Annotated in this window: 16 protein-coding genes; 6 read left to right on the top strand and 10 right to left on the bottom strand. The window is 69.0% G+C overall.

Annotated features, from left to right (window positions below; all coding sequences use genetic code 11):
- Nucleotides 1-40: 40 nt before the first annotated feature.
- Nucleotides 41-358 carry a hypothetical protein gene (locus AR540_RS01840; RefSeq protein WP_236711992.1) on the top strand — a complete coding sequence of 106 codons (318 nt, stop codon included), beginning with the start codon at nt 41-43 and terminating at the stop codon, nt 356-358.
- Here the strand turns inward: AR540_RS01840 and AR540_RS01835 are convergent, their stop codons facing one another.
- From AR540_RS01835 to AR540_RS01825, 3 genes are read right to left on the bottom strand one after another with little or no spacing between them, the layout of a single operon-like run.
- Nucleotides 359-1228 carry a rhomboid family intramembrane serine protease gene (locus AR540_RS01835; protein WP_059226155.1) on the bottom strand — a complete coding sequence of 290 codons (870 nt, stop codon included), beginning with the start codon at nt 1226-1228 and terminating at the stop codon, nt 359-361.
- A complete protein-coding gene (locus tag AR540_RS01830) occupies nt 1225-2184 on the bottom strand; it encodes a metallophosphoesterase (protein WP_059226154.1) in 960 nt (319 codons plus the stop codon). Before AR540_RS01830 ends, AR540_RS01835 begins: the two co-directional genes overlap by 4 nt.
- Entirely contained in the window at nt 2184-3068 is an 885-nt protein-coding gene (locus tag AR540_RS01825) for an NAD(+) kinase (RefSeq protein ID WP_059226153.1), read from the bottom strand. Before AR540_RS01825 ends, AR540_RS01830 begins: the two co-directional genes overlap by 1 nt.
- Nucleotides 3069-3203: 135 nt before the next feature.
- Between AR540_RS01825 and AR540_RS01820 the strand changes: the two genes are divergently transcribed.
- Nucleotides 3204-4088 carry a DUF1853 family protein gene (locus AR540_RS01820; RefSeq protein ID WP_059226152.1) on the top strand — a complete coding sequence of 295 codons (885 nt, stop codon included), beginning with the start codon at nt 3204-3206 and terminating at the stop codon, nt 4086-4088.
- Here the strand turns inward: AR540_RS01820 and AR540_RS01815 are convergent.
- The 3 genes from AR540_RS01815 to AR540_RS01805 all read right to left on the bottom strand — a co-directional run bounded on the left by AR540_RS01815 (nt 4061) and on the right by AR540_RS01805 (nt 8691).
- The gene (locus AR540_RS01815) at nt 4061-4984 is read right to left on the bottom strand and encodes a pyridoxal-phosphate dependent enzyme (protein ID WP_082706880.1); all 924 of its coding nucleotides are present in this window, start codon (nt 4982-4984) and stop codon (nt 4061-4063) included. The genes AR540_RS01820 and AR540_RS01815 overlap by 28 nt on opposite strands.
- Before the next feature lie 18 nt (nt 4985-5002).
- On the bottom strand, nt 5003-6316 hold the full coding sequence (locus AR540_RS01810) for a chromosome partitioning protein ParA (RefSeq protein ID WP_177339179.1): 1314 nt from the start codon (nt 6314-6316) through the stop codon (nt 5003-5005).
- A 320-nt stretch (nt 6317-6636) separates the two neighbouring features.
- Nucleotides 6637-8691 (bottom strand): NADPH-dependent 2,4-dienoyl-CoA reductase, encoded by a 2055-nt coding sequence (locus AR540_RS01805; protein ID WP_059226150.1) that lies wholly within the window; start codon nt 8689-8691, stop codon nt 6637-6639.
- 386 nt (nt 8692-9077) lie between these two features.
- Between AR540_RS01805 and AR540_RS01800 the strand changes: the two genes are divergently transcribed.
- Both AR540_RS01800 and AR540_RS01795 read left to right on the top strand, forming a co-directional pair.
- On the top strand, nt 9078-10100 hold the full coding sequence (locus AR540_RS01800; RefSeq protein WP_059226149.1) for a hypothetical protein: 1023 nt from the start codon (nt 9078-9080) through the stop codon (nt 10098-10100).
- Nucleotides 10097-11131: an AraC family transcriptional regulator gene (locus AR540_RS01795; protein ID WP_059226148.1), complete on the top strand. Its 1035-nt coding sequence runs from the start codon at nt 10097-10099 to the stop codon at nt 11129-11131. The genes AR540_RS01800 and AR540_RS01795 overlap by 4 nt, the downstream gene beginning before the upstream one ends.
- Before the next feature lie 211 nt (nt 11132-11342).
- Here AR540_RS01795 and AR540_RS01790 read toward each other — a convergent pair whose 3' ends face one another.
- The 3 genes from AR540_RS01790 to AR540_RS01780 are packed head-to-tail and all read right to left on the bottom strand — an operon-like array spanning nt 11343 to nt 14186.
- Nucleotides 11343-12134 carry an ABC transporter ATP-binding protein gene (locus AR540_RS01790; protein ID WP_059226147.1) on the bottom strand — a complete coding sequence of 264 codons (792 nt, stop codon included), beginning with the start codon at nt 12132-12134 and terminating at the stop codon, nt 11343-11345.
- A complete protein-coding gene (locus AR540_RS01785; RefSeq protein WP_059226146.1) occupies nt 12128-13120 on the bottom strand; it encodes an ABC transporter permease in 993 nt (330 codons plus the stop codon). The genes AR540_RS01790 and AR540_RS01785 overlap by 7 nt, the downstream gene beginning before the upstream one ends.
- Nucleotides 13101-14186, bottom strand: a complete 1086-nt coding sequence (locus AR540_RS01780; protein ID WP_059226145.1) for an ABC transporter substrate-binding protein — start codon at nt 14184-14186, stop codon at nt 13101-13103. The genes AR540_RS01785 and AR540_RS01780 overlap by 20 nt, the downstream gene beginning before the upstream one ends.
- A 469-nt stretch (nt 14187-14655) precedes the next feature.
- On the opposite strand from AR540_RS01780, the gene AR540_RS01775 reads away from it, so the two are divergent.
- The gene (locus tag AR540_RS01775) at nt 14656-17166 is read left to right on the top strand and encodes a mechanosensitive ion channel domain-containing protein (protein ID WP_059226144.1); all 2511 of its coding nucleotides are present in this window, start codon (nt 14656-14658) and stop codon (nt 17164-17166) included.
- 2 nt (nt 17167-17168) lie between these two features.
- The gene (locus AR540_RS01770) at nt 17169-17909 is read left to right on the top strand and encodes an NUDIX domain-containing protein (protein ID WP_059226143.1); all 741 of its coding nucleotides are present in this window, start codon (nt 17169-17171) and stop codon (nt 17907-17909) included.
- On the opposite strand, the gene cysE is transcribed toward AR540_RS01770, so the two are convergent.
- A complete protein-coding gene (cysE, locus tag AR540_RS01765; protein WP_059227894.1) occupies nt 17891-18679 on the bottom strand; it encodes a serine O-acetyltransferase in 789 nt (262 codons plus the stop codon). The genes AR540_RS01770 and cysE overlap by 19 nt on opposite strands.

The following is an 18679-nucleotide window of genomic DNA, read 5'->3' as shown; positions in this document are numbered from 1 at the left end:
TATAACCTCGGCAGCCTGATGCGAATCCTGGGGTATGAAGATGAAGTTGCCCGAGCAAGACCGTTTCGATCCACCACCGCTGCGTCTGCGGCGGCCTTTCGTCACCACGCTGACCGCCGGCCTCGGGTTGCTGTCGGTGCTGGCCGGCCTGGCCGCCGTGCTGGTCGGCGGCGGCGCCCTGCTGGAACTGCCGGCACTGGCACCCTATCTGGTCCTGGAGCACGACGTCGCCCTGGGCTTGCTCGGCGCGGGTGCCCTGCTGCTGCTCCTGGGCCGCTGGCTCCGCCTGCGCAGCCAACGGCGCTGGCGCTACCGTAATGCCCTGAGCCTGGCCCCGGAACTCAAGCGCCGGCGCTGATCAGCGTTGGCGCAGTCGCGCCAGCGCGCCACCCATGGTGCCCGTGGCGCAGCCCAGCAACAGCCCGCCGACATGGGCGCCGTTGGCAATGGAACCGAAGCCGAGCAGATCGAAGACGCCGGTGAGGCAGATCACCAGCCAGATCAGCATCATGGCCACCACGCCACGGGGCATCCGGTAGGCCGGGTTGGGCGCCAGCCACTGGAACAGCCAGCAATGGCCGAGCAGGCCGTAGAGCACACCGGAAAGGCCGCCGAACAGGGCCGGTCCGCTCCAGGCGTACTGGACCAGGTTGGCGCCGACAGCGAAGGCCAGGGTCAGCACCAGCAGCATCAGGCCGCCCTGACGAAATTCGATGCGTCGGCCCAGCTCCCAGAACCACAGGGCGTTCATCGCCAGGTGCAGCACCCCGAAGTGCAGGAAGATCGGTGTGACCAGCCGCCACCATTCGCCGCGGGAGAGGCTGACGTCCAGATCGAGGAAGGCGATATGGTCGGCATCGATCAGGCGGAAGTCCTGCAGCGTCAGGTAATGGATCAACGCCAGGTTGTCGCCGAACTCGGTCGCCAGACCCAATGCCAGGGTGATGATCAGGAAGACCGCGCTGATCGGGCTGGCCTTGAGCTGGGTCAGCAGACCCACACCCGCTGAGCGCCGCTCGGCCTTGACCTGGCCCTGGGGGTCGCCATCGGGGTAGCGCTCGTAGAGGGCACGGGTTTCCTCGACCCGCGCCGGATCGAGCACCCAGAGCACCTGACTGTCGCCCTCTTCCACCACGCGGTGGCGAATCCGCACACGGCGCAGGAGCTGGGTGAAGCCCAGCAGATCACGACCCAGGGGCACCCGAAGCACGGGTTGCGGCTGGTTCATCGGCCCTCCTCCCGCTGCACGTCGATCCAGACGAACTTCTCCGGATCGATCTGGCGCTCGTCGTCGAGGCGGTAGGCCACCAGCTTGCCGTACTTGACCGCGCTGTAGTCCAGGCAGGCCAGGTTGGGGCGCAGGGGTTCGGGGTGGCCGTCGCGCCAGTAGTGACCGACGAACAGCAGCGGTTCGTCTTCGCCATAGCAAAGCAACCCGGCCTTTTCCTCGTCGCTCAGGCGTTCGCAGGCGATCTCCGCCGGCAGGGCGTCGGGCTGGAAGACCACGTCGCCATAGGTCTGGGGATCGCTCTCCCAGAACTTGGTACGAAAGCGTGCCCGCACGTAGCCGTCGCTGCCGGTGAGGCGCAGGCCATGGGGCAGGGGCAGCGAGACGCCATTGAGCAGCCGCGAGGCGACCCGACTCGCCAGGCTGCCGGCGCGGATGGACTGGCGGACGAAATCCTCATCGATGCAGGCATCCGGATAGTGGTGCAGGAATTCGTCGATCAGCCGCTGATCCCAGCAGGCGTGGACGATGCGGAAGTGGCCGAAGTCCTTGCACAGCGGCAGGGTGTAGAGCCAGCGCAAGTGATCCTGCCATTCCTCGGGATGGTCGGCGAAGGCGCTCAGGGTCTCCTGGATCAGTTGGCGATGCCGCGGCGTGTGCTCGCGTACCCAGGTCTGGCCGGTGCCAGGCGTGGCCGGGGTGTGCCAGGCCAGGGCATTGAGTTCGTGGTTGCCGAGGATGCAGTGGGCATGGCCGCCCTCGACCATGGCACGCACCCGCCGCAGGGCACCGCGGATACGCGGCCCGCGGTCGACCAGGTCGCCGAGGAAGATCGCCTGGCGCTCGGGGTGCTGCCAGACGCCGTCCTTCTGGCGGTAGTCGAGGCGCTCCAGCAGCAGGTCCAGGGTGTGGGCGCAGCCGTGCAGGTCGCCGATGAGATCGTGGCCCAGGGGCATCAATCGTCTCCCAGCCGACTGCCCCAGCCGAGCTTGGTCCGGCAGATCTCGTAGTAGTTGTGATCCAGCGGATGGATCAGCCTGAGCTTGTGGGGCTTCTTCTGAATGGTCACGGTATCGCCGGGTGCGCAGGTGAAATGATTCTGGCCATCACATGAGACCTGCGGATAGATCGTCATGTTCGGCGACACCAGGATCGACAGGGTGCTGTCGCCGGAGACCACGATGGGGCGGCTGGACAGGGTGTGGGGGTACATGGGCACCACCACGATGGCGTCCAGCTTGGGATGCATGATGGGGCCGCCGGCCGACAGCGAGTAGGCGGTGGAGCCGGTGGGGGTGGCGACGATCAGGCCGTCGGCGCGCTGGCTGCAGACGAACTGGCCGTCGATGTACAGTTCGAATTCGATCATCCGGGTGGACTTGCCGGGGTGCAGCACCACGTCGTTGAGGGCATCGCCCTGGCCGATGATCTCACCGCCGCGCTCGACGAAGGCGTCCAGCAGGAAGCGCGTCTCCATCAGGTATTGGCCATCGAGCACCTCGGCGACCTTGGTCTCCAGCTCGTCGGGGCGGATGTCGGTAAGGAAGCCGAGCTTGCCACGGTTGATGCCCAACACCGGCACCCGCGGGCGCACCAGAGCGCGGGCGGCGCCGAGTAGGCTGCCGTCACCACCGACCACGATCACCAGGTCGCAGATCTCGCCCATGAGCTTGCGCGACACCGTCTGCAGGCCATGGCCGGGCAACACCTCGGCGATGGTGTTCTCCAGGATGACGTTGCGATTCCGCGCCAGCAGAAACGTCTTCAGCCGGCGAATGGTGTCCAGCACCTGGGTGCTGCCGAGTCGGCCGATGATGCCAATGTTACGAAAGGAGTCCATGTCGCGCCGGCGGCCCCGTTGGCTGGATTGGGCGGAAAGTATGGGCGAAAGCCCCTGGCAGCGGCAAACCGCCTGCATCCGACCACGGGTCGCCTCGGTTGATCCGCAACCCCGTCCTTGGCCTATGCTGGCGCCATGACGCCCTTCGCCGAGCTGTGCGCGTTGCAACGCCGCCTGAGCCAGCCCCAGGTGCGCGACCTCGCCTGGACGCTGAGCGCGCCGCCGCTGCTGGTGGCCGACGACACCCGCCACCCCCTGGTCGCCAGCGACTGGGCGGCCCATCCCGAGCGGCTGGCGGACTGGCTACGGCAACAGGACGCGGCACCGGCCGAATTGACCGCCTGGCTGGCGCAGGGCAGCGACCGGCGCCTGGGGCGACAATACGAAAGACTCTGGCAATTCGCCCTGGATCGCGCGCCTGGAGTGCGGCTGCTGGCCGCCAACCTACCACTGCGCGAAGGCGAGCGGACCCTGGGCGAACTGGACCTGCTGGTGGCGGATGACGAGGGTATCCATCACCTGGAACTGGCGGTGAAGTTCTACCTGGGCGAGGGCGTGCCGGCCGCGCCGCGTTGGCTGGGGCCGGGCGGCGAGGACCAGCTGGCGCGCAAGCTGGCCCATCTGCGTGAACGACAGCTGCCGCTGTCGAGCACCCCTTTGGCCAGAGCCGACCTGGCTGCGCGGGACATCGCGCCGCCGCGGGCCGCCTTCTGGATGGGGGGCTATCTGTTCCAGCCGCTCGACGCCGCCCTGCCCTGGCCCGCCGGCGCCTTGCCATCGGCGCAGCCACCGCTGTGGTGCGAACGCTCACGATTGCCCGACGGCCCCTGGGAGGTACTGCCCAAGGGCCACTGGCTGGCGCCAGCCGTGGCGAGCACGCCCTGCCTGCCGTTGCCGGAGGGGGAGCCGATCTGGCCGCAATTGCTGGTCCGCCGCGATGACCGGGGCGACGAAACCGCGCGGTTGTTCCTGGTGCCCCCAGGCTGGCCGCTTCAGCCCGCCGCCAAGGCTGCCAGCTGAGTCTCCAGCGCCCGACGGCCCTGCAGACCGCCACTGTGTACCAGCACCAGGCGGCTGTCGGGGGCCACGGCGCCCTGCTGGATCTCGTCCCGGAGCGCCAGCCAGAGCTTGCCGGTATAGAGCGGATCGAGGGCGATGCCGGTCTGCTCCGCGAAGTCCGCCATGGCCCGGGCCAGCTCGGCATCGATCCGTCCGAAGCCGCCGCGACAGGCATTCACCAGGCGCCAGTTCGTCGTGGTTCCGCGCGGCAGCAAGGTTGCCAGATTGGCCTCGACACCCTGCCCCGGCGGTACGGCCAGCCCACCCACCACCTGCCAGGCCGGATCGGCGGCGCGGATCACCCCGGCCAGGGTAGTGCCGGTGCCGGCCGCCAGCCAGAGTTGCTGGCAGTCCGGCCAGTCCAGGGCGGCGAGGCCCTGGCGCAATTCGGCGGCGATCCCGGCACAGGCGAGCGCCGCCGCCTCGGCACAGCCTCCTTCGGGAACGGGAAGCAGGTCCGGATAGCGGGCCTGCCAGGGTTGCCAGAAGTCGGCGTCATGACGACGGCGATAGCCGCCATAGCCGAGCCAGTGCAGGGTCATGCCCCAGGCCTGGAGGTCCTGGACGGTGGGCGTCTGACAGGGCTCGCCACGCAGCAGGCCGACGGTGGCGAAGCCTTCCTGCTGACCGAGGGCAGCCAGCGCATGGAGATGATTGGAGTGGACGCCGCCCAGGCCGATGAGGCCTCGCCCCTCACCCCGGCGCAGGCGTTCGCGCCAGGGCAGCAGCTTGTAGCCCTTGTTGCCGTTACCGGCGTCCGGGCGCTGGTCCAGGCGCAGCACGGCCAGGCGCAGGTCGCGCGCGGTCAGGAGTGCAGGTTGCACCTCCTGAAGCGTAGCGGGGGTAAGGATCGTCATGGCGGTGACGACGCTGGCTCAGAGATTGGCGACGTCGCCATCGCTGTCGTCGCCCCGATGCTCCGCACAGCGCGTCGAGCGCAGGGGATCGAACTGGGCCGGATGCTCCACCCGCGCCACCGGACGACCGCAGCGTTCGCCGTCCACCTCGGCCTGGCACACCGGCTGCTGGTGATGCTCCAGCCAGCGCTGGTACTGCTCGCGGCTGACCTTGCAGTGTTCGGCGACGAAACCCAGGGGATCGGCACTGAAGCGCGGCACGTCCTGGCGCCCGAGGATGAGATGCCCCGCGCCGGGCTGGAAGGTGACGAAGAGGATGCCCTGGCGCGCCAGGCGCTCCAGCTGCCCTTCGTTGCTGTCGGCGACCAACTGGGCGCAGCGCTCGCGCAACTGGCGGATGTCGTCCTGCAGCTGGCCGTCCAGTTCGTCGCGGTACTTGAGTTCCACCTCGCGGATCGACAGCTGGTTCTTCAGCTCATTCACCGCGGCGGCCACCCGGGCTTCGCTCTCGGCTTCGGCCTGGATACGCAGTGCCTCGATCTTGTAGAGGGCGTTGCGCTCCAGGGTACGCATCTGCTCGTTGAGTTCTTCGCGCTGCTGGCGGGCCAGGTCGTTCTGCTGTTCCAAGTGCTGGGCCAGGGCGGCGTAGCGCACCTCCAGCTCGGCCTTGGCGGTGCGCAGCTCGTCGGCGTCGCGCTGCAGCCGTGCCAGGTCTTCCTGGTGCTGCCGGGTGAGCGTGAGCAAACGGGTGCGCTGGCCGGCGATGAGCTTGTCCAGCGCCTCCTGGTGTTCCTGGGCGAGGATGCGGCGGACCCGCTCCAGACGCGCCTCGACGTCGATGCCGTCGGCGGCGCTGGGATGGTATTCCCCGGCCAGCTCGACCTCGCCGTCGCGCGGCGCGACCAGGCCCAGGCAGTCGCGAATCGCCTGCCAGTCGTCATGATCCTCATCGCTGCGCGGGTCCCAGAGATCACCCTGGTGCCAGGAAATGGCGCATTGGCTGCGGCTGGCCAGGCGGATCGGACCGGCGCCGAGATCGGGACCGACGCCGCCACGCTCGGCCAACTCCATCAGCGGCAGGTCCCATTCGGGCAGCGGGCAACCCTGGGCGTCGAAGGCCAGCAGGAAGAACACGGCGGCCTTGACCCGGCGATGGTCGTCCAGCAACAGATAGACGAAGCGATGGCGCCGGCCCGCGCAGTCGAGCAGTGGGCCCTCGCCGCGCCAGAGCGCCTGGAAATCGGGAAACAGCAGGGCGCGGTTCACGCCCTGGTCGCCGAACCCCAGCACCACCGGGGTCAGTACCGCCTCTTCGTTCAACGTCTCTGCCATCTGTGCCGCTTGCCCTGTCGATCCCACATGAATACCGAGGCCAGCGTCCGTCCCCGTGACTCGCTCAGGCATTGGCAGGGCGAGGGGGACGATGCGACTGGAGGTGCATCCTACCTCTCCCGGCCGGCGGAGCACTAATGCATCCCCCGCGCTACCTGGTGCGCCAGCAGGCGGATCGCCCGGCCGAGGCAGCAGGACGGCAGCTTAGCCAATCCTGCGCGGCGCGACGGGGCCGGCGCCGGACATTGGGACGGCGGTCGGTCTGGAAAGAATGTTATGAGAGACAGGTCACATAAATCTTCCCGGTTTGCAACGAAGAGTTACAGCTGAGCGGCAAGTCGCGTGGCCTGATCGATGGCGCGCTTGGCATCCAGCTCGGCCGCGACATCCGCCCCGCCAACCCGATGCACCGCCATGCCCAAGCCCAGCAGCTCGCTCTCCAGCTCGCGCAGCGACTCCTGCCCGGCGCAGAGCACCACGTTGTCCACCGCCAACAGCTGCTCGGTGCCATCGGGCAGGCGCAGGTGCAGGCCGGCGTCGTCGATGCGCAGGTATTCCACCCCGCCGATGGCGTGCACTCCCCGGTGCTGCAGACGCGCCCGGTGAATCCAGCCAGTGGTCTTGCCGAGGCCCTTGCCGGGTTTGCCGGGTTTGCGTTGCAGCAGCCAGACCTCCCGATCCACCACCGGGGGCGATGCCGGCGCCAAACCGCCACGGGTGCTGAAGCTGGGATCGATGCCCCACTCCTGGTAGAAGGCGGTGATGGGCTCGGCCTCCTGCTGGGCGTGGGTGAGGAAGTCGGCCACGTCGAAGCCGATGCCGCCGGCGCCGATCAGGGCGACCCGCCGGCCCACCGGCTGGCGCTCCAGCAGCACGTCCAGATAGCCCAGCACCTTGGGATGATCGACGCCGGGAATGGCAGGAATCCGTGGGGTGACGCCGGTCGCCAGGATCACCGAGTCGAAGCCCTCGGCCTGCAGTTCGGCAGCGCTCGCCCTATGGTTGAGACGCACCTCGACGTTCAGCCGCTCCAGACGCCGCTGGAAGTACCTGAGGGTCTCGCCGAACTCTTCCTTGCCGGGAATGCGCTTGGCGACGTTGAACTGGCCACCGATGCGTTCGCTGGCTTCGAATAGCACCACCCGGTGACCGCGCTCCGCCAGGGTAATCGCGGCGGCCAGGCCGGCCGGCCCGGCCCCGACCACCGCATGGGTGCGCGGCGCGGCGGCGGGCAGGATCAGCAACTCGGTCTCGTGGCAGGCGCGGGGATTGACCAGGCAACTGGTCAGCTTGCCGGCGAAGGTGTGGTCGAGGCAGGCCTGGTTGCAGGCGATGCAGGTGTTGATCTCGTCGGCCCGGCCCGCGGCGGCCTTGGCGACGAAGTCCGCATCGGCCAGCAATGGGCGCGCCATGGACACCAGGTCGGCCTGGCCGGCGGCGAGGATCCGCTCGGCCACCTCGGGCGTGTTGATACGGTTGGTGGCGATCAGCGGCACGCCTACCCGGCCCTTGAGTTGGGCGGTGACGGCGGCGAAGGCCCCGCGCGGCACCAGGGTGGCGATGGTGGGGATGCGCGCCTCGTGCCAGCCGATGCCGGTGTTGATCAGGCTGACGCCCGCGGCCTCCAGCCAGAGCGCCAGCTGCAGGCACTCCTCGGGGGTGCTGCCCTGCTCCACCAGATCCAGCAGCGAGAGGCGGAAGATGATCAGGAAATCCGGCCCCGTCGCCGCGCGGATGCGCTCGACGATGGCCAGCGGCAAGCGGCAGCGGCTGGCGAAGTCCCCGCCCCAGCGATCGGTGCGGTGGTTGGTACGGGCAGCGATGAACTGGTTGATGAAGTAGCCTTCCGAACCCATCACCTCGACGCCGTCGTAGCCGGCTCGCTGTGCCAGCTCCGCACAGCGCACGAAGGCAGCGATCTGGGTCTCGATCTCGGCGTCAGCGAGTTCGCGGGGCGTGAAGGGATTGATCGGGGCCTGCAGCGCCGAGGGCGCCACCAACTGCGGATTGTAGGCGTAGCGACCGGCATGCAGGATCTGCAGGCAGATGCGCCCGCCGGCGGCGTGCACCGCCTCGGTCACCGGACGGTGGTGCTCGGCTTCCTCGGCGGTGGTCAGCTTGGCGGCGCCCTTGGCCACCGCGCCCTCTTCGTTGGGTGCGATGCCGCCGGTGACGATCAGCCCCACGCCGCCCCGCGCCCGTTCGGCGAAGAAGGCCGCCATGCGGGCGAAGCCGCCCGGACGCTCTTCCAGCCCCGTGTGCATGGACCCCATCACCACGCGATTGCGCAGCCTGATCGACCCCAGTTGCAGAGGTTCGAGCAGATGCGGATAGGCATCTATAGGGGTGGTATTACCAGGGGCAAGTTCGATCATGGCGGTCTCCGGTCGGTTGACCCTTCTCGGGAGGGCCTGCCGCCACGATAGGAGCCCTGCGCCTGGGTCTCAATCACCGGAAATGACAACCTCTTTACCCAAATGTACAGCCGTGGCTTGGCAGAGGCGTTCCAGTCTCCTACCCTGAGCACCTTTGGAGCCTGTTCGAAGGCTGCTGCGCGTCGGCCAAATGGCGTCAAAGATGGCCGGGAAGGCCAGCCCCACCTGGGCGACCCCGTCGCAATGCTCCTTTACCCCTGGTAATCCCGAGCGCGGGTCCGATCCGCTTCCTCAGCCATTTTTGCCTTGTTTGGCTCTAGCTCGCGAGCCCTTGAACAGGCTCTTGATTTCGCTCGGCCGCACGCCGGGCTCGATGCGGAGTGTCGATGCGCAAGCTCGTGTTCCTGGTGCTGATCGCCCTGTTCGCCGTGCTGGCGGGCTGGGTGGCCCAGCGGCCAGCCTTCCATTACCTGTCGGACCTGCGCAGCAGCCTGGCGGTGGACCTGGCCACCACGCCGACCGCGGCCAGCACCGGCAACCTGCTGGGAATAGAGCCCGAACTGTTCGCCCTGGACTACGGCAATCCCGAACGCCTGAGGCTCAAGCTCGACGCCTACCTGGACAATGCCCGGCGCCTGGGCCTGCTCGGCGCCCACACCGTGGTGGTGCTGCCCGAGCACCTGGGCACGCCGTTGGCGCTGATGGGCGAGAAGCCCGAGGTCTATGCCGCGACCCAGACCGCAGACGCCTTCCACTGGCTGATGCTGGGCAATCCCCTGCGCTTCGCCCGCGCCTGGTTCCAGGCCGAGGGTGACCAGCGCCTGGCCGACAGCCTGTTGCGCATGAAGGCCTGGGACATGGCCAGCGCCTACCAGCAACTCTTCGCCGGGCTCGCCCGCCGCTACCAGGTGACCCTGGTGGCCGGCTCCATCGTCCTGCCCGGCCCGAGCCTGGTGGAGGGTGAACTCCAGGTCGGCACCGGCCCCCTGCGCAACGTCACCCTGGTGTTCGGTCCCCAGGGTCAACCGCTGGGGCCGGCGCTGGTCCGGCCGTTGCCCGGCCAACAAGGGGGCGAGGACCTCAGTCCGCCGTTGCTGCGCCTGGATACCGCCCTGGGCCGCCTGGGTGTGATCCAGGGCAGTGACACCACCCGCGCCGGGGTGCTGGACGATCCCCAGGTGGACCTGCTGGCCATTCCGGCCCTGGCCTCGGGCGCGACCCCGGCTCCGGCGCCCTTCGATGCCCAACGCCTGCGCGCGGCCGGCATCCGGGCCGCCCTGGAAGTCCAGTTGCATGGCCGGCTGTGGGAATGGCGCGCCGACGGCACCAGCCAGGGGTTCACCCCGGATGCGGCGGCGGCGACGGATCCGGCCCGCGGCGGCGCCAAGCTGATCAACCTGCGGCTATGAACGCTCCCGCGCTGCGCCTGGGCGATCTGTCCACCGGCTTCGTCCTGGCGCTGGCCGCCGCGGTGACGGCACGGGGCGCGGATGCAGAAAGTCTGTTGCGTCGCTTCGGCCTTACCGCGGCGCGGCTGGCCGAGCCCGGCGGGCGGCTGTCGATTCCCCACTACATGCGCCTCGGCCACGCCGCCCTGGAATTGACCGGCGATCCGGCCCTGGGGCTGGCCATGGGCCAGGCGATGCGCCCCGCCTTTCTCGGCCTCGCCGGAGTCACCGTGGCCCAGGCCCCGGACGTGCGCCACGCGGCGGAGACGCTGCTGCATCTGGAGCCGCTGTACGGGCGCAACTATCGTGGCTGTTCGCGTTGGGCGGCCGAAGGGCGCGACGCCTGGCTGCACTTCTATAGCATCAGCCCCTACAACGGCTACAACAGGTTCGTGGTCGACGTGGTGCTCAGCGCCTGGCTGGCACTGCTGGGCAGCGTGGCCGGCGCGCCCCTGTACCCGCGCCGCGTGCTGATCGAATATCCGGCGCCGGCCGACCTCGCCCCCTACGCAACCGTCTTCGGCTGCCCGGTGGAATTCGGCGCGGCGGAGAACGCCTTGTTGCTCGACACCGCGACCCTGGCCTTGCCCGGCCCGGACCACTGTCCCGCCACCTGGCGCCAGCTGCTGGCCCTGAGCGCAGCGGAACATGGCCGCCTGACCCGCACCCGCGGCCTCACCGAACGGGTGGTGGAGGTCATGGGGCCGCTGCTGCGCCATGGCGAGCCGACCCTGGAGCAGATCGCCAGCCGCCTGCGCCTGCCGCCCTGGACCCTGAGGCGCAAGCTGGCGGACGAAGGCACCCAGTATCGCGCCCTGCTGAACCTGACCCGCCGGGACCTGGCCCTGGCCTACATCCGCGACACCGAAGCCAGTTTCGGCGAGATCGCCTATCTGCTGGGTTTCGCCTCCCCCGCTGCCTTCCAGCGCGCCTTCAAACGCTGGACCGAGCAGACGCCCGGCGACTGGCGACGCCACTCTCGCCTCGCCTGAGAACCTGTTCACGATCTGCTGCACGTCGGCCAAACGGCGTTGAAATGGCCTGGAAGGCCTGCCCCACCTGGACGGCCCCGTCGCCATGCTCATTTACCACGCGTAAACCCGAGCGCGGGTCCGATCCGCTTCCTCAGCTATTGTCGTGGGGCCGCCCAGGCCTTGTTTGGCTCTGGCTCGCTAGATCGTGGACAGGTTCTAAGCGTTCACGCTACCAGTCGCTGCCCTGCCCCAGCAGTTCCAGGGCGTGGTGGCGCAGTTCCAGCAGCCGGGGATCGTCACGCCGGCGGGGATACGGCCGGTCGACGACGATCTCGGCCAGCACCCGGGCCGGTCGCGCCGAGAACACCAGTACCCGGTCACACAGCAGCAAGGCCTCCTCGACGTCATGGGTCACCAGCAAGGCGCTGTAGCGCTGCTGCTGCCAGAGGCGGATCAACTCGCTCTGCATGGCGATGCGAGTAAGGGAATCCAGCTTGCCCAGGGGCTCGTCGAGCAGCAGCAGCCGCGGCTCGTTCACCAGCGCCCGGGCCAGGGCCGCGCGCTGGGCCATGCCCCCGGACAGCTGTCGCGGATAGGCATGGCGAAACTCCAGCAGACCGACGCGGCGCAGGGCCTCGTCCACCCGCTCGCGCTGGGTGGCGAGCAGCCCCCGGGCCTGCAGGCCGAGGGCGACGTTGTCCCAGACGCGGCGCCAGGGGTAGAGGGTGGGGTCCTGGAACATCAGGACGCGGGAGTGATGCGGCCCGGGGATGGCGGCACCGTCGGCCAGCAGGCTGCCACTCTGCACCTGCTCCAGGCCTGCCACCAGACGCAGCAGGGTCGACTTGCCGCAGCCCGAGGGGCCCAGCAACCCCAGGCTCTCGCCGGCGGCCAGGCGCAGATCGACCCGCTCCAGCACGGGCAGGGGACCATCCGCCAGTTCGAACGCATGGCTCAGGCCGCGTACCTCCAGACTCAATCCCGGTGCTTCCGGGTCCAGGAAAGCCGTTGCACTCACCATTTCATCGTCCCCTTCTGCCAGGACAGCACCCGGTCACGGATGGCGAACAGCAGGGTGATCAGACCCGAGCAGAGCAACGCCATCACCAGCAGCGCCGCATACATGTTGGCGTAGGCCGCCCAGCCCTGGGCCCACTGCAGATACCAGCCCAGGCCGGCCTTGACGCCCATCATCTCGGCCACCACCAACACCGAGAAGGACGCCCCCAGGCCCATGAACAGGCCGACGAAGACTTGGGGCAAGGCCGCCGGTATGGCCACCCGCACGACCAGGAAGGCATTGCTCGCCCCCAGGGTACGGGCCACCTCGTAGTAGGCGCGGTCGACGCTGGCGACGCCGGACCAGGTCAGTACCGTGACCGGGAACCAGGTGGCCAGGGCGATGAGGAAGACGCTCGCGCTCCAGCTGGTGGGAAAGAAGAAGAAGCAGATCGGCAGCAGCGCGGTGGACGGGATGGGACCGAGCAGGCGTAGCACCGGATGCACCCAGTAGCCGATGCGCTGGGACCAGCCGATGGCGAGACCGGCGAGAAAACCACAGAGGGCGCCGGCGGCGACCCCGTTGAGCAACAGCCACAACGAGTGCGCCAGACTCAGACCCAGTCGCGGCCAGTCGTCGACGAACACCTCGACCAGTGCCTGGGTCGGGGCGAAAAAGGGGACCGGCAGCAGCCGCAGCTTGGCCGTCACCAGGGTCCAGAGCCCCAGCAGCACGGGCAGCGCGATCAGCCAGGGACCCGCGCGCCGCAGCCTCGCCAGCAGTCGTTCGCTGCGCCCGGACAGCAGCGCCAGCGAGGCCAGGAGCGCGGCGACCACGGTGGCCGCCACGGCCAGTTCGCGAGTGAAGGGCCAGGGCCGCCCGTGCTCGGGATAGAACGGCAGGAACAGCGCCAGGGCCAGCCAGGCCGCCGCGGCGAGCAGGCCACCCCGCCAGGTGAGAGCGGTCGCCCGGACCGGTTGGATGCGCTCAAGCGAAGACGTCGGCATGGATGCTCTCCGCGAAGGCCAGGGGATCGGTCCGCGGCCGCAGGACCTCGATCTGCTTGAGATCGCGGGCATAGACGGCGATTTCCCTGACGAAGGCCTCGCCCACCGAATAGTGGGCATGGGTGTGCTCGCGCAGGATGGCCAGCAACTCCGCCTTCGAGCTGTTCACCGTCTGGGGCAGGAACAGCTCGGCCACTGCCTCGGGATGCCGGGCGGCCCAGGCGTGGGCCTGCAGGATGGCGTGGGAGATGGCCGCGGCCACGGGCTTTTCCTGCCGCGCCAGGGTGCCGCTGACGCCGACCACGCAGCAGCTCAGCTTGGCATAGTCCTCCACCAGATTGCTGGACAGCTCGACCACACCGGGCTGCTGCTTGACCCGGTACATCATGGGGTCCGAACCGCTCGCGGCCTGGATCTCGCCCCGCTCCAGGGCCGGCCCGAGCAGATCGACCGGATACACCCGCCAGGTGATGTCGCGCACCGGGTCGACGCCATGGCGCTTGAGCATCAGCGAGAAGAAGTTCTTGTCCGCCGAAGCCATGTCAGTCACGCCGATGGTGGTGCCCTTGAGCGCAGCCAAGTCGCCCGGGCCACCCTCCCGCGCCAGCAGCCGCAGGCAGCCGCCATGGGTCCCGGCAGTGAGCTGGACATCGAAGCCCTGCTCCAGCGCCTTGAGCCAGCGCAGGGCCATGCCCACCGCGGCCTCGGCCTTGCCGGTGGCCATGGACTCCAGCAGCACCTCGGTGGAGTTGCCGAAGTTGACGAATTCCACGTCCAGGTTGTGCTGTTTGAAGAAGCCCTGGCTGTCGGCCACCGTCACCGGCGCCAGGCAGACGGCATTGAGGTTCACCGCCAGCCGTACCTTGCGCGGTTCCGGCAAGGCCCAGCGGGCGGTGTCCTGCAGGAAATCCACCGGGCTGGCCGCGGTGGCTGCCCCATGGCCGGCGTGCCCTGCATGGACATCGCCCGTCTCGGCGGCGAAGCCCAGCCGGCCAACCAGCGCCGCGGCGGTAGCGGCGCCCGCCATGCCGAGCAGACGGCGGCGATTGAGAGTGTGGATGGTCATGAAGCCTCCTGAACGTTTCCGGGCAGGCTCCACAGCGTCGGGTGGCGTGCCGATGAGGATGTAAAGCGGTCGACCAGCTGCGACGGTCGCGGCAAGCCGCAGCCGGTCATCCCCGAGAGGTGTGATTTCGCGCCTGGCGCGCCTTAGCATAAGGCCGTGCCAGAGCGGTCTATTCGATCCGACGCCAGGCGCGCGGCGCCCGTTCGCTCACCTGGTCTCCAGGCGGTGAGCGTTACCCGAAGACCGAGAGGAATCGCAGCAAAGCGATCCAGCAGCGCGACGGTAAAGCACCAGGGGCGCCTCGGTAAAATTCAATTTAGAGCTAATCTAATATGCAAAGTGGACATCTAATGCGAATCAAGCTCCGGGCGCGTCGCCAGCCGGCAGCGTCATCCGCCGGGGAGTCATCGCGCCGCCTGACGAGTCTATGTGGCCAGACCCGTCTTCCGGCATCGCTCAGGTCGTAACCATGTTCAAAGCCTTGCTCGCCCTGTTCCTCCTGACCCTCGGTACCAGGCTGCACGCCGCCGACGCGCCCGCCACCGCACCGGCCGGCCTCGATCCCCAGCAAGCCCGCGCGGTCGCCACCCTCTTGCAGGACCCGCAACGGCGCCAGGAGCTGATCCTGACGCTGGAGGCCATCGCCAGTCAGCCGGCGGCAAAGGCGGCGACGCCCGCCACCCCAGGCTCGGCCACGACGGCCAGCACCGCCGCGACGCCTCCGGCAGCGAGCACGGACAAACCGCTGGTCCCCCTGGAAGCCAACGGCCTCATCGCCCAGACGCTGACGCGCGTGGGGCATTGGGCGGACAACCTGGGTACCGAGGTGGTCCAGGTACAGCGCGCGGTGCGCGACCTGCCGGATTGGTCCCGTGCCAGCTTTACCTCTGAAGCCGGTCGTCGCGCCCTGCTGCAAGCCCTGCTGACCCTGGCCGTGCTGTTCAGCACCGGGCTGCTCTGCGAGTGGCTGGTCCGTCGCAGCCTGGCTAGCCCGCGGCAAAGGCTGCAGCGCCATGCCGATCACGCCGACAGCCTTGCCCGCCGGCAGGCGCAACGAGCCGCCGCGCAGCAACCGCCCCCCGCAACGTCGCCCGCGGCCGAGGCGGATGCCGCTACCCGCCCGGCGGAGCCCGCGGTGGCCCTGGTGCAGACCCAGCGCGATGGCGTCGATCAATTGGAGGAGGTACCCATCGCCCCGGCCGACAGCGCCGCACCGCCGGCCAGCGATCCGCCGCCGCCGGCGGAGCCGGCGCCCGCCAATCGCGTCCGGCCCAGTGGCGAGGAGCACTGGACCACCCTGCGCCACCTACCCTACGCCCTGGCCCTGCTGCTGTTGGAAGTGCTGCCGTTGCTGGCCTTCTGGGCGGTGGCGGCGCTGTTCATCCACTATCTGGTAGGCACGGACGCCGGGCAGCGCGAGCTGGTCGGTGGCTTCCTCGGCGCCTATCTCACCACCCGCCTCGCCCTGATCGTGATGCGCTTGCTGATCGATCCTGCCGCCCATGGCATCCGCCTGCTCAAGGTCAAGGCAACCCTGGCCTGTACCTTGCTGCGCTGGCTGCACGCCTTCGTCGCCCTGATCACCTTCGGCCTGGCCCTGGCCCAGGCGGCCGACATCCTCGGCGCCAACGAAGCCGGACGCGAGGCCATCGTCAAGCTGGTGTCGCTGCTGGCGCACCTGCTGGTGGTGGGACTGATCTTCCATGTGCGCCGGCCGGTGGCCGCCCGTATCGCCGGGCGCCAGGACGGCAGTAGTGCCCTAGCCGTGCTGCGGGCCTGGCTGGGTCAGGTCTGGGCGGTGTTCGCCGCGGTCTTCGTCATGGGCGGCTGGACCATGTGGGCGCTGGACATCGAGAACGGCCTGCCGCGCCTGATGAACTTCGTCGCGATCTCGGCCGGCATCGTCATCCTCGGCCGCCTGGCGGCGGTGTTCCTGCTCGGTCTGCTGGGGCGTCTGTTCCAGCCCGCCAGCGGCGACGATGCAGCCCCCCCGACGGCCAATCTGCAGCGCTACTATCCGCTGGCCCGCTGGCTGGTGGGGGTGATCGTCACCCTGGTCACCGCCCTGGCACTGTTCCAGTCCTGGGGCTGGAACGTGCTGGACTGGTTCGACGACGGTAGCATCGGACGCAGTCTGCTGTCCGCCTTCCTCACCATCCTGATCGCCGCCATCATCGCCGTGGTGATCTGGGAAGGCGCCAACGTGGCGGTCAACCGCCGCCTGAGCAGCTGGACCGAGCGCGGCGATACCGTTCGCGCGGCGCGCCTGCGCACCCTGCTGCCCATGCTGCGCACCGGCCTGTTCATCCTGGTCGCTCTCATCGTCGGCCTCACCGCCCTGAGCGAGCTGGGCATCAACACCACCCCGCTGCTGGCCAGTGCCAGCATCATCGGCGTCGCCCTGGGTTTCGGCTCGCAGAAGCTGGTGCAAGACTTCATCACCGGTATCTTCCTGCTGCTGGAGAACGCCATGCAGGTGGGCGACTGGGTCACCGTGGCCGGGGTCTCGGGCACCGTGGAGTACCTCTCGATCCGCACCGTGCGGCTGCGCGCCGGGGATGGCTCGCTGCACATCGTGCCCTTCAGCTCGGTATCGGCGGTCAACAACATCAACCGCGGCATCGGCAACGCCGCCCTGCGCATCAGCGTGGGCTATGGGGAGGACATCGAGCGCGCCATCGCCGAACTCAAGGATATCGGCGCCGGCCTGCGCGCCGACGAGGCTTTCAAGGACCTGATCCTGGCCGACCTGGAAATCTGGGGCGTGGATGCCGTCGACGGTTCCATGGTCACCCTGGCCGGGCAGATGAGGTGCATCGACAAGGGCCGCTGGGGCGTGCAGCGCGAACTCAACCGGCGCATCCTCGAACGCTTCCGCGAACGCGGCATCGAGATCGCCAATCCGCGCGCCAGTCTGCTGTTGCCCAGCGAAGCCGGTATCGTGCCCTCGGCCCCCATCCAGCCACGTCCTACGGAGTGACCGTGCAGTATCGCCTGGACGCCTTCAATGGCCTCATCATCGACGCTAACTCGCTGCCACCCAACCGCGAGGCCTTCGCGCCGGCGCTCGCCGATCTGCTCGACCAGGCGCGCCGCGAGGGGCGCAATCTCATCTGGCTGACCCTGCCACTGGCCCTCGGCGAGCTGGTCGGGGTCGCCACGGCGGCGGGTTTCATCTTTCACAATTGTCTCGAAGAGGAGTTGACCCTGGTCTGGCGCGGCGCCCCTACCGCCTTCGCGCCCTTCGTCCCCACCCACAGCCTGGGCGTGGGCGGCCTGGTGCTCAATGACCGAGGCGAACTGCTGGCGATCCGCGAACGCGGCAGCCAGGGCTACAAGCTGCCCGGAGGACACGTCGAGCTGGGCGAGGACCTGGCGCCGGCGGTGATCCGCGAGGTCTGGGAGGAAACCGGCATCCAGGCCGCCTTCCGCGCCATCGTCGGCCTGGTGACCACCCACCCCTATCGCTTCGGCAAGTCCAATCTCTATGTGGTCTGCCGCCTCGCCCCCCTGAACGCCGACATCGCCATCCAGGACCCGGCGGAAATCGAGGACGCGCGCTGGCTGGCGCTGCCCGACTACCTGGCGGACCCGGGCAACAGCGCCTTCAACCGCGAGCTGGTACGTAGCCTGATCCACAGCGAAGGCCTGCGGCCCAGCGACCTGAACAGCGAGCGCTATCCCAAGGCGGAGGTGTTTTTCGCTCAGTCGTCGAAGGACTGATCCATGCTCTCGGCCGGATGGGCGTCCCGCGGGCGCCCCACCGGCCGGGCGGGGATACCCACCACCGTGGTGTGGGGCGCCACGTGATGCAGCACCACGCTGCCGGCGCCAACCTTGGCGCCTTCGCCGATCTCCAGGTTGCCGAGGATCTTCGCCCCGGCGCCGATCATCACGCCCTTGCGTACCTTGGGGTGGCGATCGCCCTGCTCCTTGCCGGTGCCGCCCAGGGTCACCTGCTGGAGGATGGACACGTCGTCTTCCACCACCGCGGTCTCGCCGATGACGATACCGGTGCCATGGTCGAGCATGATGCCGCGGCCCAGCTGCGCGGCGGGATGGATGTCGATGGCCAGCAGGCGGTTGCAACGCGCCTGCAGATGCAGGGCCAGGAGGCGTTCGCCGCAGGCCCAGAGGGCATGGCCCAGGCGATGGGCCTGCAAGGTCAGGAAGCCCTTGGAGAAGAGGAAGATTTCCAACAGACTGGCATAGGCCGGATCCCGTGCCAGTACCGCCTCCAGGTCGGCGCAGGCGGCCAACAGCAGGTCCGGCAGTTCCGCATGCAACGCCCTGAAGCGCCGGGCGAGTTGCTCGGCCTGCCGCGGATCCTCCGCCAGGGCATCGGCGCAACGTCGCGCCAGGGCACTGGCGAGATCATCGGGCTGCAGCAGCGCCCGCACCAGGCCGTCGGCCAGGGCCGGTGCCTCGTGGCACCCCGCCTCGGCCTGGGCGCGCAGGAGTTGCCAGAGTTCGGAAGCGGAGCGAGGAGGCAT

This window comes from Pseudomonas sp. EpS/L25 (genome assembly GCF_001512295.1).
GTDB lineage: Bacteria > Pseudomonadota > Gammaproteobacteria > Pseudomonadales > Pseudomonadaceae > Chryseomonas.
This window is presented reverse-complemented; position numbering and strand designations above follow the sequence as displayed.

What these genes read in the sequence shown, in the direction of transcription:
- AR540_RS01840 (WP_236711992.1), top strand. Translation starts at nt 41, where the DNA reads ATGAAGTTGCCCGAGCAAGACCGTTTCGATCCACCACCGCTGCGTCTG.
- AR540_RS01835 (WP_059226155.1), bottom strand. Translation starts at nt 1,228, where the DNA reads ATGAACCAGCCGCAACCCGTGCTTCGGGTGCCCCTGGGTCGTGATCTG.
- AR540_RS01830 (WP_059226154.1), bottom strand. Translation starts at nt 2,184, where the DNA reads ATGCCCCTGGGCCACGATCTCATCGGCGACCTGCACGGCTGCGCCCAC.
- AR540_RS01825 (WP_059226153.1), bottom strand. Translation starts at nt 3,068, where the DNA reads ATGGACTCCTTTCGTAACATTGGCATCATCGGCCGACTCGGCAGCACC.
- AR540_RS01820 (WP_059226152.1), top strand. Translation starts at nt 3,204, where the DNA reads ATGACGCCCTTCGCCGAGCTGTGCGCGTTGCAACGCCGCCTGAGCCAG.
- AR540_RS01815 (WP_082706880.1), bottom strand. Translation starts at nt 4,984, where the DNA reads ATGACGATCCTTACCCCCGCTACGCTTCAGGAGGTGCAACCTGCACTC.
- AR540_RS01810 (WP_177339179.1), bottom strand. Translation starts at nt 6,316, where the DNA reads ATGGCAGAGACGTTGAACGAAGAGGCGGTACTGACCCCGGTGGTGCTG.
- AR540_RS01805 (WP_059226150.1), bottom strand. Translation starts at nt 8,691, where the DNA reads ATGATCGAACTTGCCCCTGGTAATACCACCCCTATAGATGCCTATCCG.
- AR540_RS01800 (WP_059226149.1), top strand. Translation starts at nt 9,078, where the DNA reads ATGCGCAAGCTCGTGTTCCTGGTGCTGATCGCCCTGTTCGCCGTGCTG.
- AR540_RS01795 (WP_059226148.1), top strand. Translation starts at nt 10,097, where the DNA reads ATGAACGCTCCCGCGCTGCGCCTGGGCGATCTGTCCACCGGCTTCGTC.
- AR540_RS01790 (WP_059226147.1), bottom strand. Translation starts at nt 12,134, where the DNA reads ATGGTGAGTGCAACGGCTTTCCTGGACCCGGAAGCACCGGGATTGAGT.
- AR540_RS01785 (WP_059226146.1), bottom strand. Translation starts at nt 13,120, where the DNA reads ATGCCGACGTCTTCGCTTGAGCGCATCCAACCGGTCCGGGCGACCGCT.
- AR540_RS01780 (WP_059226145.1), bottom strand. Translation starts at nt 14,186, where the DNA reads ATGACCATCCACACTCTCAATCGCCGCCGTCTGCTCGGCATGGCGGGC.
- AR540_RS01775 (WP_059226144.1), top strand. Translation starts at nt 14,656, where the DNA reads ATGTTCAAAGCCTTGCTCGCCCTGTTCCTCCTGACCCTCGGTACCAGG.
- cysE (WP_059227894.1), bottom strand. Translation starts at nt 18,679, where the DNA reads ATGCCTCCTCGCTCCGCTTCCGAACTCTGGCAACTCCTGCGCGCCCAG.